At 43.1% G+C, this 12,957-nt stretch carries 22 protein-coding genes and 1 pseudogene; 22 read left to right on the top strand and 1 reads right to left on the bottom strand.

The window, feature by feature from the left end:
- The first annotated feature begins 157 nt into the window (after nucleotides 1-157).
- From GFC30_RS17255 to GFC30_RS13380, 21 genes are all read left to right on the top strand, one after another.
- Nucleotides 158-334, top strand: coding sequence for a hypothetical protein (locus GFC30_RS17255; RefSeq protein WP_169807012.1), 177 nt, complete (start codon nucleotides 158-160; stop codon nucleotides 332-334).
- Nucleotides 335-336: 2 nt separating this feature from the next.
- On the top strand, nucleotides 337-474 hold the full coding sequence (locus GFC30_RS17250; RefSeq protein ID WP_169807011.1) for a hypothetical protein: 138 nt from the start codon (nucleotides 337-339) through the stop codon (nucleotides 472-474).
- Nucleotides 468-608 (top strand): hypothetical protein, encoded by a 141-nt coding sequence (locus tag GFC30_RS17245; RefSeq protein ID WP_169807010.1) that lies wholly within the window; start codon nucleotides 468-470, stop codon nucleotides 606-608. The genes GFC30_RS17250 and GFC30_RS17245 overlap by 7 nt, the downstream gene beginning before the upstream one ends.
- 12 nt (nucleotides 609-620) lie before the next feature.
- The gene (locus tag GFC30_RS17525) at nucleotides 621-779 is read left to right on the top strand and encodes a hypothetical protein (RefSeq protein ID WP_013876578.1); all 159 of its coding nucleotides are present in this window, start codon (nucleotides 621-623) and stop codon (nucleotides 777-779) included.
- Between the two features lie 4 nt (nucleotides 780-783).
- Entirely contained in the window at nucleotides 784-999 is a 216-nt protein-coding gene (locus GFC30_RS13450; RefSeq protein ID WP_066326321.1) for a hypothetical protein, read from the top strand.
- A 58-nt stretch (nucleotides 1,000-1,057) separates the two neighbouring features.
- A complete protein-coding gene (locus tag GFC30_RS13445) occupies nucleotides 1,058-1,246 on the top strand; it encodes a hypothetical protein (RefSeq protein ID WP_066326320.1) in 189 nt (62 codons plus the stop codon).
- Between the two features lie 275 nt (nucleotides 1,247-1,521).
- Entirely contained in the window at nucleotides 1,522-2,367 is an 846-nt protein-coding gene (locus tag GFC30_RS16950) for a hypothetical protein (protein WP_179946277.1), read from the top strand.
- Between the two features lie 32 nt (nucleotides 2,368-2,399).
- Entirely contained in the window at nucleotides 2,400-3,314 is a 915-nt protein-coding gene (locus GFC30_RS13435) for a fibronectin type III domain-containing protein (RefSeq protein WP_066326317.1), read from the top strand.
- 29 nt (nucleotides 3,315-3,343) lie between these two features.
- The gene (tnpC, locus tag GFC30_RS13430; RefSeq protein ID WP_066324512.1) at nucleotides 3,344-4,801 is read left to right on the top strand and encodes an IS66 family transposase; all 1,458 of its coding nucleotides are present in this window, start codon (nucleotides 3,344-3,346) and stop codon (nucleotides 4,799-4,801) included.
- 98 nt (nucleotides 4,802-4,899) lie between these two features.
- On the top strand, nucleotides 4,900-5,826 hold the full coding sequence (locus GFC30_RS13425; protein ID WP_066326316.1) for a fibronectin type III domain-containing protein: 927 nt from the start codon (nucleotides 4,900-4,902) through the stop codon (nucleotides 5,824-5,826).
- A 144-nt stretch (nucleotides 5,827-5,970) separates the two neighbouring features.
- Complete coding sequence (locus GFC30_RS13420; protein ID WP_066326315.1) at nucleotides 5,971-6,447, top strand: hypothetical protein; 477 nt, start codon at nucleotides 5,971-5,973, stop codon at nucleotides 6,445-6,447.
- A 2-nt stretch (nucleotides 6,448-6,449) separates the two neighbouring features.
- Nucleotides 6,450-6,731, top strand: a complete 282-nt coding sequence (locus GFC30_RS13415; protein ID WP_066326314.1) for a hypothetical protein — start codon at nucleotides 6,450-6,452, stop codon at nucleotides 6,729-6,731.
- Complete coding sequence (locus GFC30_RS17240; protein WP_169807009.1) at nucleotides 6,725-6,862, top strand: hypothetical protein; 138 nt, start codon at nucleotides 6,725-6,727, stop codon at nucleotides 6,860-6,862. Before GFC30_RS13415 ends, GFC30_RS17240 begins: the two co-directional genes overlap by 7 nt.
- Entirely contained in the window at nucleotides 6,862-7,260 is a 399-nt protein-coding gene (locus GFC30_RS13410) for a hypothetical protein (protein ID WP_066326313.1), read from the top strand. Before GFC30_RS17240 ends, GFC30_RS13410 begins: the two co-directional genes overlap by 1 nt.
- A gap of 2 nt (nucleotides 7,261-7,262) precedes the next feature.
- On the top strand, nucleotides 7,263-7,415 hold the full coding sequence (locus tag GFC30_RS17235; protein ID WP_169807008.1) for a hypothetical protein: 153 nt from the start codon (nucleotides 7,263-7,265) through the stop codon (nucleotides 7,413-7,415).
- Nucleotides 7,416-7,421: 6 nt separating this feature from the next.
- On the top strand, nucleotides 7,422-7,775 hold the full coding sequence (locus GFC30_RS13405; protein ID WP_066326311.1) for a hypothetical protein: 354 nt from the start codon (nucleotides 7,422-7,424) through the stop codon (nucleotides 7,773-7,775).
- Nucleotides 7,775-8,431, top strand: a complete 657-nt coding sequence (locus GFC30_RS13400; protein ID WP_066326310.1) for an ATPase — start codon at nucleotides 7,775-7,777, stop codon at nucleotides 8,429-8,431. Before GFC30_RS13405 ends, GFC30_RS13400 begins: the two co-directional genes overlap by 1 nt.
- The gene (locus GFC30_RS13395) at nucleotides 8,400-8,765 is read left to right on the top strand and encodes a hypothetical protein (protein WP_066326309.1); all 366 of its coding nucleotides are present in this window, start codon (nucleotides 8,400-8,402) and stop codon (nucleotides 8,763-8,765) included. Before GFC30_RS13400 ends, GFC30_RS13395 begins: the two co-directional genes overlap by 32 nt.
- Nucleotides 8,743-9,105 (top strand): hypothetical protein, encoded by a 363-nt coding sequence (locus GFC30_RS13390; RefSeq protein WP_238583513.1) that lies wholly within the window; start codon nucleotides 8,743-8,745, stop codon nucleotides 9,103-9,105. Before GFC30_RS13395 ends, GFC30_RS13390 begins: the two co-directional genes overlap by 23 nt.
- A 14-nt stretch (nucleotides 9,106-9,119) precedes the next feature.
- Nucleotides 9,120-9,302 carry a hypothetical protein gene (locus tag GFC30_RS13385; protein WP_066326308.1) on the top strand — a complete coding sequence of 61 codons (183 nt, stop codon included), beginning with the start codon at nucleotides 9,120-9,122 and terminating at the stop codon, nucleotides 9,300-9,302.
- A gap of 191 nt (nucleotides 9,303-9,493) precedes the next feature.
- Complete coding sequence (locus tag GFC30_RS13380) at nucleotides 9,494-10,987, top strand: recombinase family protein (protein ID WP_066326307.1); 1,494 nt, start codon at nucleotides 9,494-9,496, stop codon at nucleotides 10,985-10,987.
- A gap of 15 nt (nucleotides 10,988-11,002) precedes the next feature.
- Here the strand turns inward: GFC30_RS13380 and GFC30_RS13375 are convergent.
- Nucleotides 11,003-11,383 (bottom strand): annotated as a pseudogene (locus GFC30_RS13375) (sigma-70 family RNA polymerase sigma factor); the annotation flags it as partial.
- Nucleotides 11,384-11,575: 192 nt separating this feature from the next.
- Between GFC30_RS13375 and GFC30_RS13370 the strand changes: the two are divergent.
- A complete protein-coding gene (locus GFC30_RS13370) occupies nucleotides 11,576-12,841 on the top strand; it encodes a cation:dicarboxylate symporter family transporter (protein ID WP_066326306.1) in 1,266 nt (421 codons plus the stop codon).
- Nucleotides 12,842-12,957 lie beyond the last annotated feature (116 nt).

Raw genomic sequence — 12,957 nt, 5'->3', positions numbered from 1 at the left:
GGAAAATTGACATTTGACGAACGAAATCGAGTGAAGCTTTCTTTCACTCGATTTTTTTGTCATCATATGACCAAAATTTTTTGGTGATATGAAAACGACAAAATTCTCTGTACATTTGAATTGTGGGGAATTGTGGGGAATTGTGGGGGTGATAAGCATGAATGAGCCGACATCGAATATCAATTATGTCGAAATGCGCGAACATACGTTGATTGAAACGAAAGAAGGCAATATTGTTGTCATTCATGAGATCACCTTAGGCGATGTCATCATTTCCGTTCTGCTTGCTGCCATGATGATTTTCATGGTGCTGGAACGATTTATGAGGAGGTAGACATGTATAGCATTTTATTTTCGGCAACACCGAAAGATATATTAGCCACCTACCTCGTATTGATGGCTTCGTGCATCGTCGCTTTCCCAGTCACGATGTTTCTGATCGAAACGGTGAAAGGGGTAAAACGGCGATGGTAAGAACAGGAACATTAGTCGCATATGCCTTTAAAGTTGTATTCGGAAATGGTGATATTGTAACAGCTCTCGGAGCATGGGCCATTTTCTTGACGCTATGTTTCATTGCAATTGCCATTTATAAATCGGCGAGGTAAGGAGGGAGTAACGTGTCGAGTATTGGGAATGTTTTTGACTGGGCGTTCTTTTGGGGCGTTTTTGGGTTTCTTTTAAAAACAGTTGCTCCCTTCATCATGTTAGTTGTCGCGATTGTTGCTGTCGGAATGCTACTTCATGGCGTGATCGTGGCGATCAGATCGAGGTCGTGATGATATGCCGGAATTTCAAACATTTTTCACTCCAGCGCGGTTAGATGAATTTTGGTATTACGTCAAATGGCTACTTTTCTATGTTGCTCCGATGATTATGATTATGGCGGCAGCTGGGGCGGTTTCAATGTTGATAACTGTTATAAGAAAATCATTTGCGAATACCGATCAAGTTGGGAAAAAAGAGAATGATGACGATTATGAAATCCGCCGTTACTAAGTTTTCAACTAGCGTTTGCTAGTGAAATATAAAAATTAAATTAAGGGAGGAATTTATAATGGCTTTAGGTGCAGCTATTGATCTTTCGGGTGTTTCTTTACCGTTCACGGTACAAGATTTATTGTCAAGTGCAACTTCTGTTCTTACGTGGGTATCACCATTTGTTCTATTGGGAGTTGCAATTGCTTTTGCGCCACGGCTCATTGGATTTATCAAATCTGTTCTACCTGGCGGCAAAAAGGCGTAATAAAAAAGGGAGGAGCAATCCTCCTTTTTTAGTATGGAAGGCGTGTGATGTATTAAATGATTAAAAAATTAAAGAACTTGGGACTTATTGCCGTGTTGCTGATTTTATATGTACCGATTCAGGCGCAGGCTGCGGACGCAGTTTGTTCAAACGGTGAATGTGTCTATGGCTACTTTGGCTCAAAAACGAGTTCAAATGAAATCCTATGGGCAGATGTCATATATCATGACGATAATTTTACACGCGTCAAGATTCAAGGTTCAGGGGAAGGCGCGTTGCAATGGTTTGATGCAAACGGAAAACTGTTGGGATCTTCTGCTTTAGCGGGATTTTCTGATTACAATTTCCCTGATGGTGCGAAAGGGTTCAAGATCGTTGCTTCGGTCGGAGAATTTCATGCACTAGAGGCATGGACCGACAATCCAAATTCGTTTCATATTGTCTTTATGGGCGCGGATTCTGCGGATTCAGGATGCACCGGCTGCGAACTGTTTAATTGCCCAGGATGGAATCAATATATGGGAAAGTTAGATGAAATCAAAAGCGCAATTCCTCCAGCGCCGGACTGGGATCAAGTCGCCGCGACGTTTCGCGACACGATCGTGCCGCGACTTGTGACGGACATGCAGACGATGTTAGGCACGGCACCGTCGCCGCCAGCAGAGCCTGCGGACTTGTCGGGGGTTGATACAGGCGGGATTGAAAATCAAGTGCCAAGCATTCCCGATTCGGGGCTTGATACGTCGGGGTTCACGAAACAAAATATCGAAAATCAAGCGCCGGAAATTCCGTTCCGAAACGATGACTCAGGCGGCTTTGACATCGTGAATCCACTCGACACATTGCCGTCATTGCCGGACAAAATGCCAGAGCCGGGGAATACCGACGCAGGCGATTGGGACGCGGGACATCCACAACAGCCGGACCAGACAATGCCAATCCCTAAAGACCAAAACGGCACACCGGACACCGGCAACGCGCCAATACCAAGCCAAAACAACGACACACCGCCAAGCCCTAGCGACAACGGCAGCAACGCTCCAACACCAAACCAAAGCGACTGGCAAGGAACACAATACTACAAAAAACATCCTGATTATCCGGATGGATCAGGAGGATGAGAAATTAACATAACAAAAAAAGGATGGATTGTATGTATAAAAAAATATTTTCTTTATTCTCGTTAACATTACTTTCTTTCTTCTTAATCCCTGCTTCTTTACACTATGTATTTGCTTATTCGGGGGGATTATTGCATGGAAAAACGCTCAACGTTGGTGACTGGATTCGTTCAATCAATGGAACTACCACGAAAGCAACAGACGGAGATGAATCAACTAGTGTAAATTTAATGCCTAGGATGGCTCATATTTATGCTACGGATACAATTTGGTATAAATTTACATCTCCGCAAAGTATTGAATCTTATCAGGTAAAAGGTGGTTCAAGTTTAGTTTTACGTTTTTTTGATTCTGCAGGAAATATTATTTACACATCTTATGTTCAAGCTGACGGTATTAAACATTATATTACCAAAGTAGATAACGTTTACTATGCTAGTTTAGAAAATGAAGATATGTGGAGTGGCAGTACTGTTTACGAATTTGATGTTTTTGGAGTAGAAATAAAAGATACATTTCCCCCTAGTGAGGTAGGCAATTTTACAGCAAACGTTGGAAAAGTACCTCAAACAACAATTGATTTAGCGTTCACAAATCCTTCCGACATTGATTTTGCGGGAACTAAAATCTATCTAAATGGTGTGTTAAATGCAACTTTAGACAAAACAAAGACGTCTTACTCTATTTCTAATTTACAACCGAATACAAATTATAACATTAAGATTACCACATTCGATACGAGTGGCAATGAATCGAATGGGGTAACAAAAGCGGTTAAAACTTTATCATTTTCTGACATTACAAATTTAAATTTGTTTCCAGCTGCTTATTCAATTTTAGCGCAATGGACAAATCCTTCCGATCAATCTTTTTTAGTAACTATTCAGCCGTTACATAGAAAAAGTTTACGAGATCGGGTTTATTTCTGCTCCCCTTGTCTATACTAGTACCATCCAAGACAAGGGAGGTGAACACGATGGCAAACGTTGTTTTTGATTTTCAACAAGCGGTCTTTACACTCGAAAGCATGGTCGCAAAAATCGAGCGCCAAGCGCAAACCATCGAAAAACTCATCAAAGAAAACGAGCAGCTAAGACAAGAAAACCAACAATTAAAAGCACGTATTGCAGAATTAGAAGCCCGTACGAAAAAAAACAGTACGAACAGCCACTTACCGCCGTCCTCTGACCGGTTTGTGGCGAAATCCCCTTCTCGCCAACCGTCGGAGAAACAGCCGGGAGGGCAACTAGGGCATCGAGGAACGACGCTCCGCCAAGTACCGAATCCTGACCATCGAGTCCTTCACCGCGTGACCAAATGCAAAGGATGTGGTCACTCTTTAGAACATGTTGCTCCGCTTCAAGTAGACATTCGCCAAGTGTTCGACCTCCCAGTGGTTCGAATGGAAGTGACTCAACACGAACGGGAAGTGAAGGGGTGTCCGAAATGTCATCTCGTCCAGCAGGCAGAGTTCCCTTTTTATGTCACGAATCATGTCCAGTACGGACCAGCCATCACTTCCCTTGTTTTATACTGGAATCATGCGCAGTTGATCCCGTGCGAGCGTGTCACGGAGATGGTCAAAGCGTTAGTGGGCCATTCAATCAGTGCAGGCACAGTCGTGAACATGACGAGACGGTGGCTCCCTGTGTTAGAAGCAGCGCTCAAAGAGATCGAAACGGCGTTGCTAACCTCCAGCACGTTGCACGTCGATGAAACGAGCCTGCGTGTGAACAGAAAGAACCAATGGGTGCATGTGGCTTCCACTGCCAAGGTCACACGATACGGGCTTCATCGTTCCCGTGGAAAGCAAGCGACGGACGACATCGGGATCTTGCCACGGTACAAAGGAACGATGGTACACGATGCGTATTCGGTGTACCCGATGTACACAGAGGCGAGCCATGCGCTTTGCCACGCCCATCATCTCCGGGAGCTTCGGGCATATACGGAACTTTACGGCCATTCATGGTCGAAAGAGATGACCGAAGCACTGTTGGAGATGAAACAGGCGGTGGAGAAAGCGGGCGGAGCTCTACCGGAAGAGGAAGTCCGGTATTGGGAAGCAGTGTACGACCAGCTTCTAGCGAATGGTCGACAAGAACTCGATGAACGTTGCCGACAAGGCAACCATGAAGGCGTCCGCAACGCGCAAAATTTCATCCAGCGCCTGGAAAAGCGCAAGCAAGAAGCGCTTCTCTTCCTGCGAAAGAAAGAAGTGCCGTTTGACAACAACCAAGCCGAGCGTGATTTGCGGATGGTGAAAGTCAAACAAAAAATTTCCGGAACGTTTCGTCAGGAAGACGATGCCGAGGCTTTCTGCACCATTCGCAGCGTCATTTCTACCCTGCAAAAACACGGAAAGCCGGTTTGGGAATCGTTGCAAAGACTTCTAAGTGGGGAGTCTCTCCAAACGATTCTCCATTCCTCCTAGGGCATTTTCGATACTGGAAATGCCCTATTGGTGCTGGATTCTGAAAATCTCACTAGTATTGGGCTGAATGGATACCTTTTTTAGGAAACGATCTCTATTTGAATGGAAATTTAATTAGTTCTTTAGATAAAAATGCAACGTCTTATGAATTTAATAACTTAAATCCAAACGTCTCGTACACGGTAAAAGTTGTTTCTAAATATAGTGGCGGATATTCATCGATAGGACAAACAGCGACAGCGAAAACAGCGATCCCGTTGGAAGATGTTACGGATTTAAGTGCAGATGCAAAATACGACAGCATAAAACTTTCGTGGACACGACCGGACAGTGATTTTTTCTCGCATGTGAAGATTTATCGTAAAAAATTGGGGCAAAAATCTTTCTGGGATCAACTGTTTGGTGCAACAGCTGTTTCCGCTGCGACGACATCGGACGGCTATACGCCGATGTTCGAAACAAATGGAACGTACTGGACAGACTTGACCGTCACGCCGGACACGACATATTCGTACAAGGTGACATCGGTCAATATTGAAGGAAATGAGTCGCAAGGGGTCACGATTGAAACGACAACACCGTCGGAGCCTGTTCCAACAATGAGCGGAGTGGCGACGACACAAAATCAGAACGGCGACTATGTCGTCACATGGACAAGCCCGACAAAAGGGACAGTGAAAGTGTTGATTAACAGGCAAGAATATACAGTAGTCGATGCAGCGACGCAGCAAGTCATCATACCGAAAAAAGATATGAGACTGAACTTTTTCGGCGGCTATGAAGCAAAATTAGTGCCGATCGGGGAATTTGGCACAGAGGGCGAGGCGGTACAAGTGCCGACAGTTGGAGAAACGAAAATTGATTTTCCGTTTTCTTTCAATGATTTTATACAAACGGTGATTAATATCCTTGTTTGGGCAGCACCATTTATTTTGTTGTCGTTTGTCTTAGTCTTTTGGCGACCGATCGTCGAATTAATCAAGAAAATGCTGGTGAATGCTAAAGGAGGGCGTGTGAAACAATGAATTTTGATATTTTACAAGCCGTGCTAGAGATCATTTTTCAGCGATATATGGTTTATCTCACGCCCGTTTTATTCCTTTTTATTGTCATCATGTTTGGCGAACGACTTATCAGCTTTTTATATAACGTAATCCGCAGGTGATACGATGATTTATTTTCTTCCTTTTGCGATAGGCGGAATTTTAGGCGACGCGTTCGGCAAACTATTCGACGTGATATGGTCAGGGATAAAATGGATCGGGCGATTGCTGAAAAAGCTGTTTCAAGGGCTTGTTGACTTGTTTGTCGGCTTTTTCGAGGTTATTTATGCGCTGATTGACGGCTTGTTGTATTTTCTCTACAAAATTGGCGTGCTGGCGGTCAAGTTGTTTTTGCTCTTTTTTGAGCTGGCAAAAATGATTGTTTCATTGTTCGTCGGCTTTGCAAAGACGCTTGCCAGCCTTGTATATGTTCCGCGTGGCGGAAGTGGAAATGGCTATTCAGACATGCTCGGAAAAATTTTCACCGCGATGCAGCCATTGAAACTTGAGCCGATTGCTTATATATTGCTTTTCATTCTTTGGATGTTTACCGCCGTTGCGGCGATTAAATTGCTATCGTCCATTCGGGTAGGAGGAGAATAACAATGAACATTAAAGATTCGATTCATAGTTTCATTGATAAAATCTTCAATCCCCCTCTCACGTTTTTAGATATGGCGATAGACAAATTACGTGCAGTCGGACAAATAACGGCGCAAGGGCTGAATGTCGGAAAATATTTAGCGATTTTCGGCGACATGCCGACCGCATGGCAGTTGGTCATTTCATCAGCGCTTATGTCGGTCGTCATACTCGGCTCGTTGCTTATTTTCCGTTCTGTTATGCGGCTCTATTATTCTTTGAAAGAAGGTGTGAAGTGGTGGTAGACGCATTTTTCTATATGTTTACGCTTGGAGCTGGTGCAGCTTCCGGCGTTGGTGTTGTCGCATTTTTCGGCTGGAAGGTTGTCAAGTTTTCAAATAGAAAGAAAAAACAACAAAGAAAGGCGGTCATCTAATGGCACTTTTCAAACGAGAAAAAGATGAATTCTTTCAAGAAACAAACGATATTCTCATTGTGTTCGACGACGAACAAAAAACAAGCGACATACAACGCATCGATGAAATTCGCGACAATGCGATATATGTCACGGGGAAGTATTGCGTTCCGATTCACGATTGCGAGGTAACGACAGGAATCGAAGGACGACATTTTTTTTATCGTGCGCCGTCGCGTTCTGTCCAGGAAACAAAACGGCTTGCTGAGCTGGAGAAAAGCATTGTATTGCGGCAAATAACGTCGTATCGCCAGCCAGAGCCGCAAAGTCAATTAGATTTAACGAAAATACTTCTATTCGGGCTTGTGTTCTTTGCGTTCATCATTCTCGGTATTTCAAGCTGCGCTGGAGGGAAGTAATCATGTCGAATCAAGTTGCATTTCTCATTTTTGAATTGAAAGGCATGATCGACACGATGGAAGAAATGGCGAGCATAGACGATCAATGGAATTATCCTTGCATCGAGCGTCTTCAAAAAAAGGTCAATGAGCTTGTCGAACTTGTAAAGGAGTGATCGCATATGCAAGGAACAAGCAATGCTGAAAAACTACAAAGTGTCATTTCCGACGACTTGTTTCCGCAAGTGCAGCACATATCAGACGTAAAACAAGTACTTGAAGAAATGACGACAAAAGCGCAGGAACTGCAAGAATGGCAAATTAAAGCTATTTTATTGCTTGAAAGTTTGTCGCAGAATGAATATTTACACGGAAAAAGCGATCCGTATCGTGAAATTATCAACTTTATCATGCAAGGAAAAGTGCTTGTCGCTGATCCGCAATATTACATTGATACAATCGAAGCGCTTATTCCGAAACCGCCGAAGCCGGTTATTGTCGCTCCGAATGGTGTCGAGAAGGGAGGAAAACGATAATGGCGCATCATTTCTTCATACAAGGTCCGCTCGGCGCTGGGAAAACGTTGATGATGTCGCTTTTGGCGCATCACTGGCGGGAAAAAGTGCGTGCGCGTGGGGGGGATATTCAACTTTTTTCAAACTATGGCTTGAAGGACTCTATCCCTTTGGAACACTATACCGACTGGTACAAGGTAGCAGAGGCGCAAGGCAGTATTTGTTGCTGGGACGAAGCACAGATGGCGTTTTCGAATCGTAAATGGTCAAAATACGGCGCGACGATTGCAACGGAAGTCATGATGTTCACGAGAAAAATGAAAAGCGTACAAATATATTGTTCGCCGTCAATCAACAACGTGGACAGCCGTATTCGGCAAATTGTTGAAGTGCTAATCAACGTTCGGAAAATTGGCGATCGCGGTTTTGCGATTCACTTCACCGACTATCAGACGGGCGAATTTATGCACAAACAGTTTTTGCCGATGTGGAAAGCGAAAAAGATTTTTAAGCTCGGTCTATATGACACCGACACAATGGTGCTAGGCTTCCCTCTTCCATCGACAGAACGAGAGGCAAACGAATTTTTCCAGACGCTTGAGGAAATTCATGATAAAGCGCGTGGAACAGTTAGGAGGGCTGCACATGAATTACTCACTGGTGCCGCGGCATTATAAAGAAAAAGATCCACGTACATTGTTGTATCATTTTCCGTCCATTCCAGTCGTGAAATTCGCAAAAATCACGCAGAAATTCTATTTTTTCAAACAACTTGAAATCGCGCAGGACATTGTCAACCGAATGGGGTATATTTTGCTTCCATCTGTATGTATGCACTGGGAACGAGTGAAACAATTTGCTGACCGGCGAATCAAAATCGGTCGAAACTCGTTTTTCATGATGAAACCGGATGAACTGACGGAAACGGAAAATCGGAAGCTGCAAGAATACTTAGACGAAATACGAAAAAACGATAGGGGGAAACGAAATGATTCTGATTCTCACAAATGAAGAATTTACTATGCTGCTTTTGCATATGAATATCATGCGAAAAGAGATTAAAAAAGCGCTCAAGCGAAATTACGGGCTTTTTGAAGGGAAAAAGAAAGTTGCTTGCTATGATTCGATTACGGCTGCGCTTAGCGAGCAATTAGAAGAGAAAGGGGAATGTGACTCGTACAACGTTGAAATAGACGATGAACAAGCTACTATGCTGCATTCTTTTCTCTCGTTCTATACGCAAGAATTGAAACGACAAGCCGAACAAGAAAAGATTGAATATAAAGAAAACGAAACGTTGCAGCTGCTTGAATCGGTGCTACGAAAAGTTGAAGAAGGGTGTGCAGCGTGAGGAGGCGCGCGAACTTGGACAAGTACAACGTTCATCCTGACGAACTATACGCGCTTGTGAAAGAATACAATCGGAAGTGTTTTTTGCTTAGACAAGGATACAAAAAAAATAGCACGATTCTCATTGAACACTATAAACGGGAAGTAAAGCTAATCAAGAATCTTTGCTATAAGAAATACGGAATCGTTTTAGATTAAACAGATAGCATGCTTGTACATGTTATCTGTTTTTTTCATTCGTACAACCAGCGCCCGCATATCTTCAACCAAGGAGGTATGCGCGATGAATGTACGGGTTATAAAGGGAAAGCATACTGACAACAATATTCAATCCTGTTATCATTATTTAGTGAAGATATACAGAAACAGAAGGGAGATAGCAAAGAGAAATGAAAGCTATCTACGCAAGAGTATCGACAGAAGAATCGGCACAGAAAGGATATTCGATCGCTCACCAGATCGAGGAAGCGAAGAAGAAGGCGAAAACGGACGATGTAATGATATACACCGATGAAGGCTTTTCCGGCGAATTTCTTGAGCGTCCAGGGCTGGAACGCTTGCGCAACGATATACGAAACGGAATGATCGATACCGTCATTGTGTACGATCCCGACCGGCTGGCTCGTAATCTCATGCACCAGCTGTTGCTTGATGATGAGTTTCGAAAATATAATGTTGAATTGCTGTTTGTCAATGGAGAGTATGCAAACACGCCGGAAGGGAAGCTGTTTTTTTCGATGCGCGGCGCTATTTCTGAATTTGAAAAAGCGAAAATTCGTGAGAGGACGATGGCAGGGAGGAAGCGAAAAGCAAAAGAAGGAAAAGTCGTGAAAAACGATCGAATATATGGTTACGATTACGATAAACAGACGGGACAGCTCAAAATAAATGAAAGTGAAGCCGAAATTGTTCGCTTCATATTTGACAGTTTCGTTCAGGAGCGTTTCAAAGGCGTAAACGGCATTGCATTGCATTTGACTGAGAGAAAAATACCGACAAAAACGGGAAAAACGGTGTGGCATCGGCAAGTGGTACGGCAAATATTGATGAATGAAACGTATGCAGGGAGAAAACCGCAAAACAAGTGGAATACAGAAGGCATGCTGGCGAATAAGTATCGCAATGAAAAAATACCGATGCGTTTAAGGAGCAAAGACGAATGGATCTATGTCGATGTGCCAGCGATTGTGTCGGAGGAACAATTTCAGCAAGCGCAAATGCTGCTAGAACAAGCGAGAAGGCGCTATACGAAAGCAACGAAACGTCAATATTTGCTTTCAGGGCTGTTACGTTGCACATGCGGGAACACAATGACCGGGCGATTGATGAAAAACTGGGGGAAATATCATCGCGAATACACGGACAGAAAAAACACAGCTGGCGCAAAACACCGTGGCTGCGGAATGGCCGTTCGAGCTGATGAAATAGAACAAGAAGTATGGAACTACTTGCTTGATCTATTCAACCATCCCGAACGAATCCAAGAATTTCAGCCAGCTGCTGACGTTGAAAATAGCTTTGAAAAGAAAGAGTTAGAACGGCTAGAAAAAGAGATTGACCGAGCGCGGAAAGGACGCAAACGCCTGCTGTCGCTTGTCACAATGTCCGATGACGACGAACTCGACCTTGAAGAAGTGAAAGAAGAAATACGCAACTTGCAACAACGCGAAAAAGAGCTGATTGAACAATACAACCAGCTGGAACAAAAACTCAAAGAAATGCAAGAAAGCAAGCCGAACGAACACATTTTGCAAGAAGCAATCGACTTTTTCTTGAATCACAAAGAAGAACTTGACTTTGAAATCAAACAGACACTGATCCGGAAAGTTGTTAAAGAGATCCGGGTTATCGATAAAGAAAATATTGAGATTCACTTATTTTAGAACGCTTAAACAGCGTTCTTTTTCCATTTTATTACCGCTTACTATTGTCGTAATTATTTCATTTTCAATACAACGGGCCGCGTAGGTCGCCAGCTTCGTTCCTTTTCCTTGTGAATAGCTTTCAATCGCCTTAATTAAGCCAATCGTGCCGATCGAGATTAAATCTTCCGCCTCTTCACCGGTATTTTCAAATTTTTTCACAATATGTGCGACGAGCCGCAAATTATGCTCGATTAATAAATTGCGTGCTTCTTCATCGCCTTCTGCCATTCGCTGCAAATACATTTCTTCTTCTTGCGCACTTAACGGTTGGGGAAATGCGTTGTTTTTAATATAAGAAACGAAAAACATCAATTCTTTAATGACATACGCTAGCGCAGACAAAATGCTGGACATCTCTCCACCCCACCCTCCTCAATTTAGGCACAAGGCCGTTAGTTATATATATGAACGCGAAAGGCTGTCCGTGTTTGGACATTTAAAAAAAACAAAGGAAATAATTTACATTATTATGTGAATATTCTTGACATAACAAAATGAACATATTAGAATAGCTTTGTTATTTTATGTCCAAAAGGGGGTAGACAAATGAAAAAAATAGGATTAGCATGGCAAATTTTTATTGGCTTGCTTCTTGGGATTGCGGTAGGAGCAGCTTTTTATGGGAATCCAGAAGTTGCGGCGTATTTGCAACCGATCGGGGATATTTTCCTTCGTTTAATTAAAATGATCGTTATTCCAATTGTTGTATCAAGTTTAATCGTCGGCGTCGCGAACGTTGGTGATATTAAAAAACTTGGAAAATTAGGTGGAAAAACAATTTTGTATTTTGAAATTATTACAACAATAGCAATCGTTGTTGGATTGCTTGCGGCAAACCTCTTTCATCCAGGGACAGGCGTTAACATGAAGACGCTTGAAAAAACGGATATTCAAGCATATGTTGATACGACACATGAAGTACAAAGTCATTCCATGATTGACACTGTCGTTAATATCGTGCCGAAAAACATTTTTGAGGCCCTTTCGACTGGCAATATGCTTGCGATTATTTTCTTTTCCGTCATGTTTGGGTTAGGGGTTGCGGCAATTGGAGAGAAAGGAAAAGTTGTGCTGCAATTTTTCCAAGGAACAGCGGATGCGATGTTTTACGTCACCAACCAAATTATGAAATTTGCGCCGTTTGGCGTGTTTGCGTTAATCGGTGTGACGGTTTCTAAATTTGGCGTTCAATCGCTTATTCCATTAAGCAAACTTGTCATTGTTGTGTATGGAACGATGGTCTTTTTCGTCGTTGTCGTACTTGGCATCGTCGCCAAACTTGTGAAAGTGAACTTATGGCATATGATAAAAATTTTAAAGGACGAGCTTGTACTAGCATACAGTACAGCAAGTTCGGAAACAGTATTGCCAAAAATTATGGAGAAAATGGAGAAGTTCGGCTGTCCGAAGGCGATTACTTCGTTTGTCATTCCGACTGGGTATTCGTTTAACTTAGACGGCTCGACGCTTTACCAAGCGTTAGCGGCAATTTTTATCGCGCAGTTGTACGGTATTGATATGCCAATTTCGCAGCAAATTTCGCTTTTATTAGTGTTGATGGTCACATCGAAAGGGATTGCCGGAGTGCCAGGCGTATCGTTTGTCGTCTTGTTAGCGACGCTTGGAACGGTTGGAATTCCGGTCGAAGGCTTAGCATTTATCGCTGGCATTGACCGCATTTTAGACATGGCGCGCACAGCGGTGAACGTCGTCGGCAACTCATTAGCGGCTGTCGTCATGTCGAAGTGGGAAGGACAGTACAACGAAGAAAAAGCGACGCAATATGTCAACGAAGTTGTAAAAAGCGCATAAGACATTCAGCCATCTCATGTTTGAGGTGGCTGAATTTTTTATTTTTTTCCGGTTGGCCGTATAGTATAATTTACTGTTGAATATGGTGTAATAAGAGCTTGGCTTATACATAGGAG

Source organism: Anoxybacillus amylolyticus (assembly GCF_001634285.1).
Lineage (GTDB): Bacteria > Bacillota > Bacilli > Bacillales > Anoxybacillaceae > Anoxybacteroides > Anoxybacteroides amylolyticum.
Note: the sequence above shows the minus strand (reverse complement) of the source record. Positions and strands in the feature narration are given on the sequence as shown.

Bases quoted from the DNA above. Each gene is read 5' to 3' on its own strand.
- GFC30_RS13410 (WP_066326313.1), top strand. From the start codon at position 6,862: ATGGCACTTTTCAAACGAGAAAAAGATGAATTCTTTCAAGAAACAAAC.
- GFC30_RS13370 (WP_066326306.1), top strand. From the start codon at position 11,576: ATGAAAAAAATAGGATTAGCATGGCAAATTTTTATTGGCTTGCTTCTT.
- GFC30_RS13435 (WP_066326317.1), top strand. From the start codon at position 2,400: ATGTATAAAAAAATATTTTCTTTATTCTCGTTAACATTACTTTCTTTC.
- tnpC (WP_066324512.1), top strand. From the start codon at position 3,344: ATGGCAAACGTTGTTTTTGATTTTCAACAAGCGGTCTTTACACTCGAA.
- GFC30_RS13415 (WP_066326314.1), top strand. From the start codon at position 6,450: ATGAACATTAAAGATTCGATTCATAGTTTCATTGATAAAATCTTCAAT.
- GFC30_RS17250 (WP_169807011.1), top strand. From the start codon at position 337: ATGTATAGCATTTTATTTTCGGCAACACCGAAAGATATATTAGCCACC.
- GFC30_RS13445 (WP_066326320.1), top strand. From the start codon at position 1,058: ATGGCTTTAGGTGCAGCTATTGATCTTTCGGGTGTTTCTTTACCGTTC.
- GFC30_RS17255 (WP_169807012.1), top strand. From the start codon at position 158: ATGAATGAGCCGACATCGAATATCAATTATGTCGAAATGCGCGAACAT.
- GFC30_RS13450 (WP_066326321.1), top strand. From the start codon at position 784: ATGCCGGAATTTCAAACATTTTTCACTCCAGCGCGGTTAGATGAATTT.
- GFC30_RS17245 (WP_169807010.1), top strand. From the start codon at position 468: ATGGTAAGAACAGGAACATTAGTCGCATATGCCTTTAAAGTTGTATTC.
- GFC30_RS17235 (WP_169807008.1), top strand. From the start codon at position 7,263: ATGTCGAATCAAGTTGCATTTCTCATTTTTGAATTGAAAGGCATGATC.
- GFC30_RS13390 (WP_238583513.1), top strand. From the start codon at position 8,743: ATGATTCTGATTCTCACAAATGAAGAATTTACTATGCTGCTTTTGCAT.
- GFC30_RS13420 (WP_066326315.1), top strand. From the start codon at position 5,971: ATGATTTATTTTCTTCCTTTTGCGATAGGCGGAATTTTAGGCGACGCG.
- GFC30_RS13405 (WP_066326311.1), top strand. From the start codon at position 7,422: ATGCAAGGAACAAGCAATGCTGAAAAACTACAAAGTGTCATTTCCGAC.
- GFC30_RS13395 (WP_066326309.1), top strand. From the start codon at position 8,400: ATGAATTACTCACTGGTGCCGCGGCATTATAAAGAAAAAGATCCACGT.
- GFC30_RS13380 (WP_066326307.1), top strand. From the start codon at position 9,494: ATGAAAGCTATCTACGCAAGAGTATCGACAGAAGAATCGGCACAGAAA.
- GFC30_RS13400 (WP_066326310.1), top strand. From the start codon at position 7,775: ATGGCGCATCATTTCTTCATACAAGGTCCGCTCGGCGCTGGGAAAACG.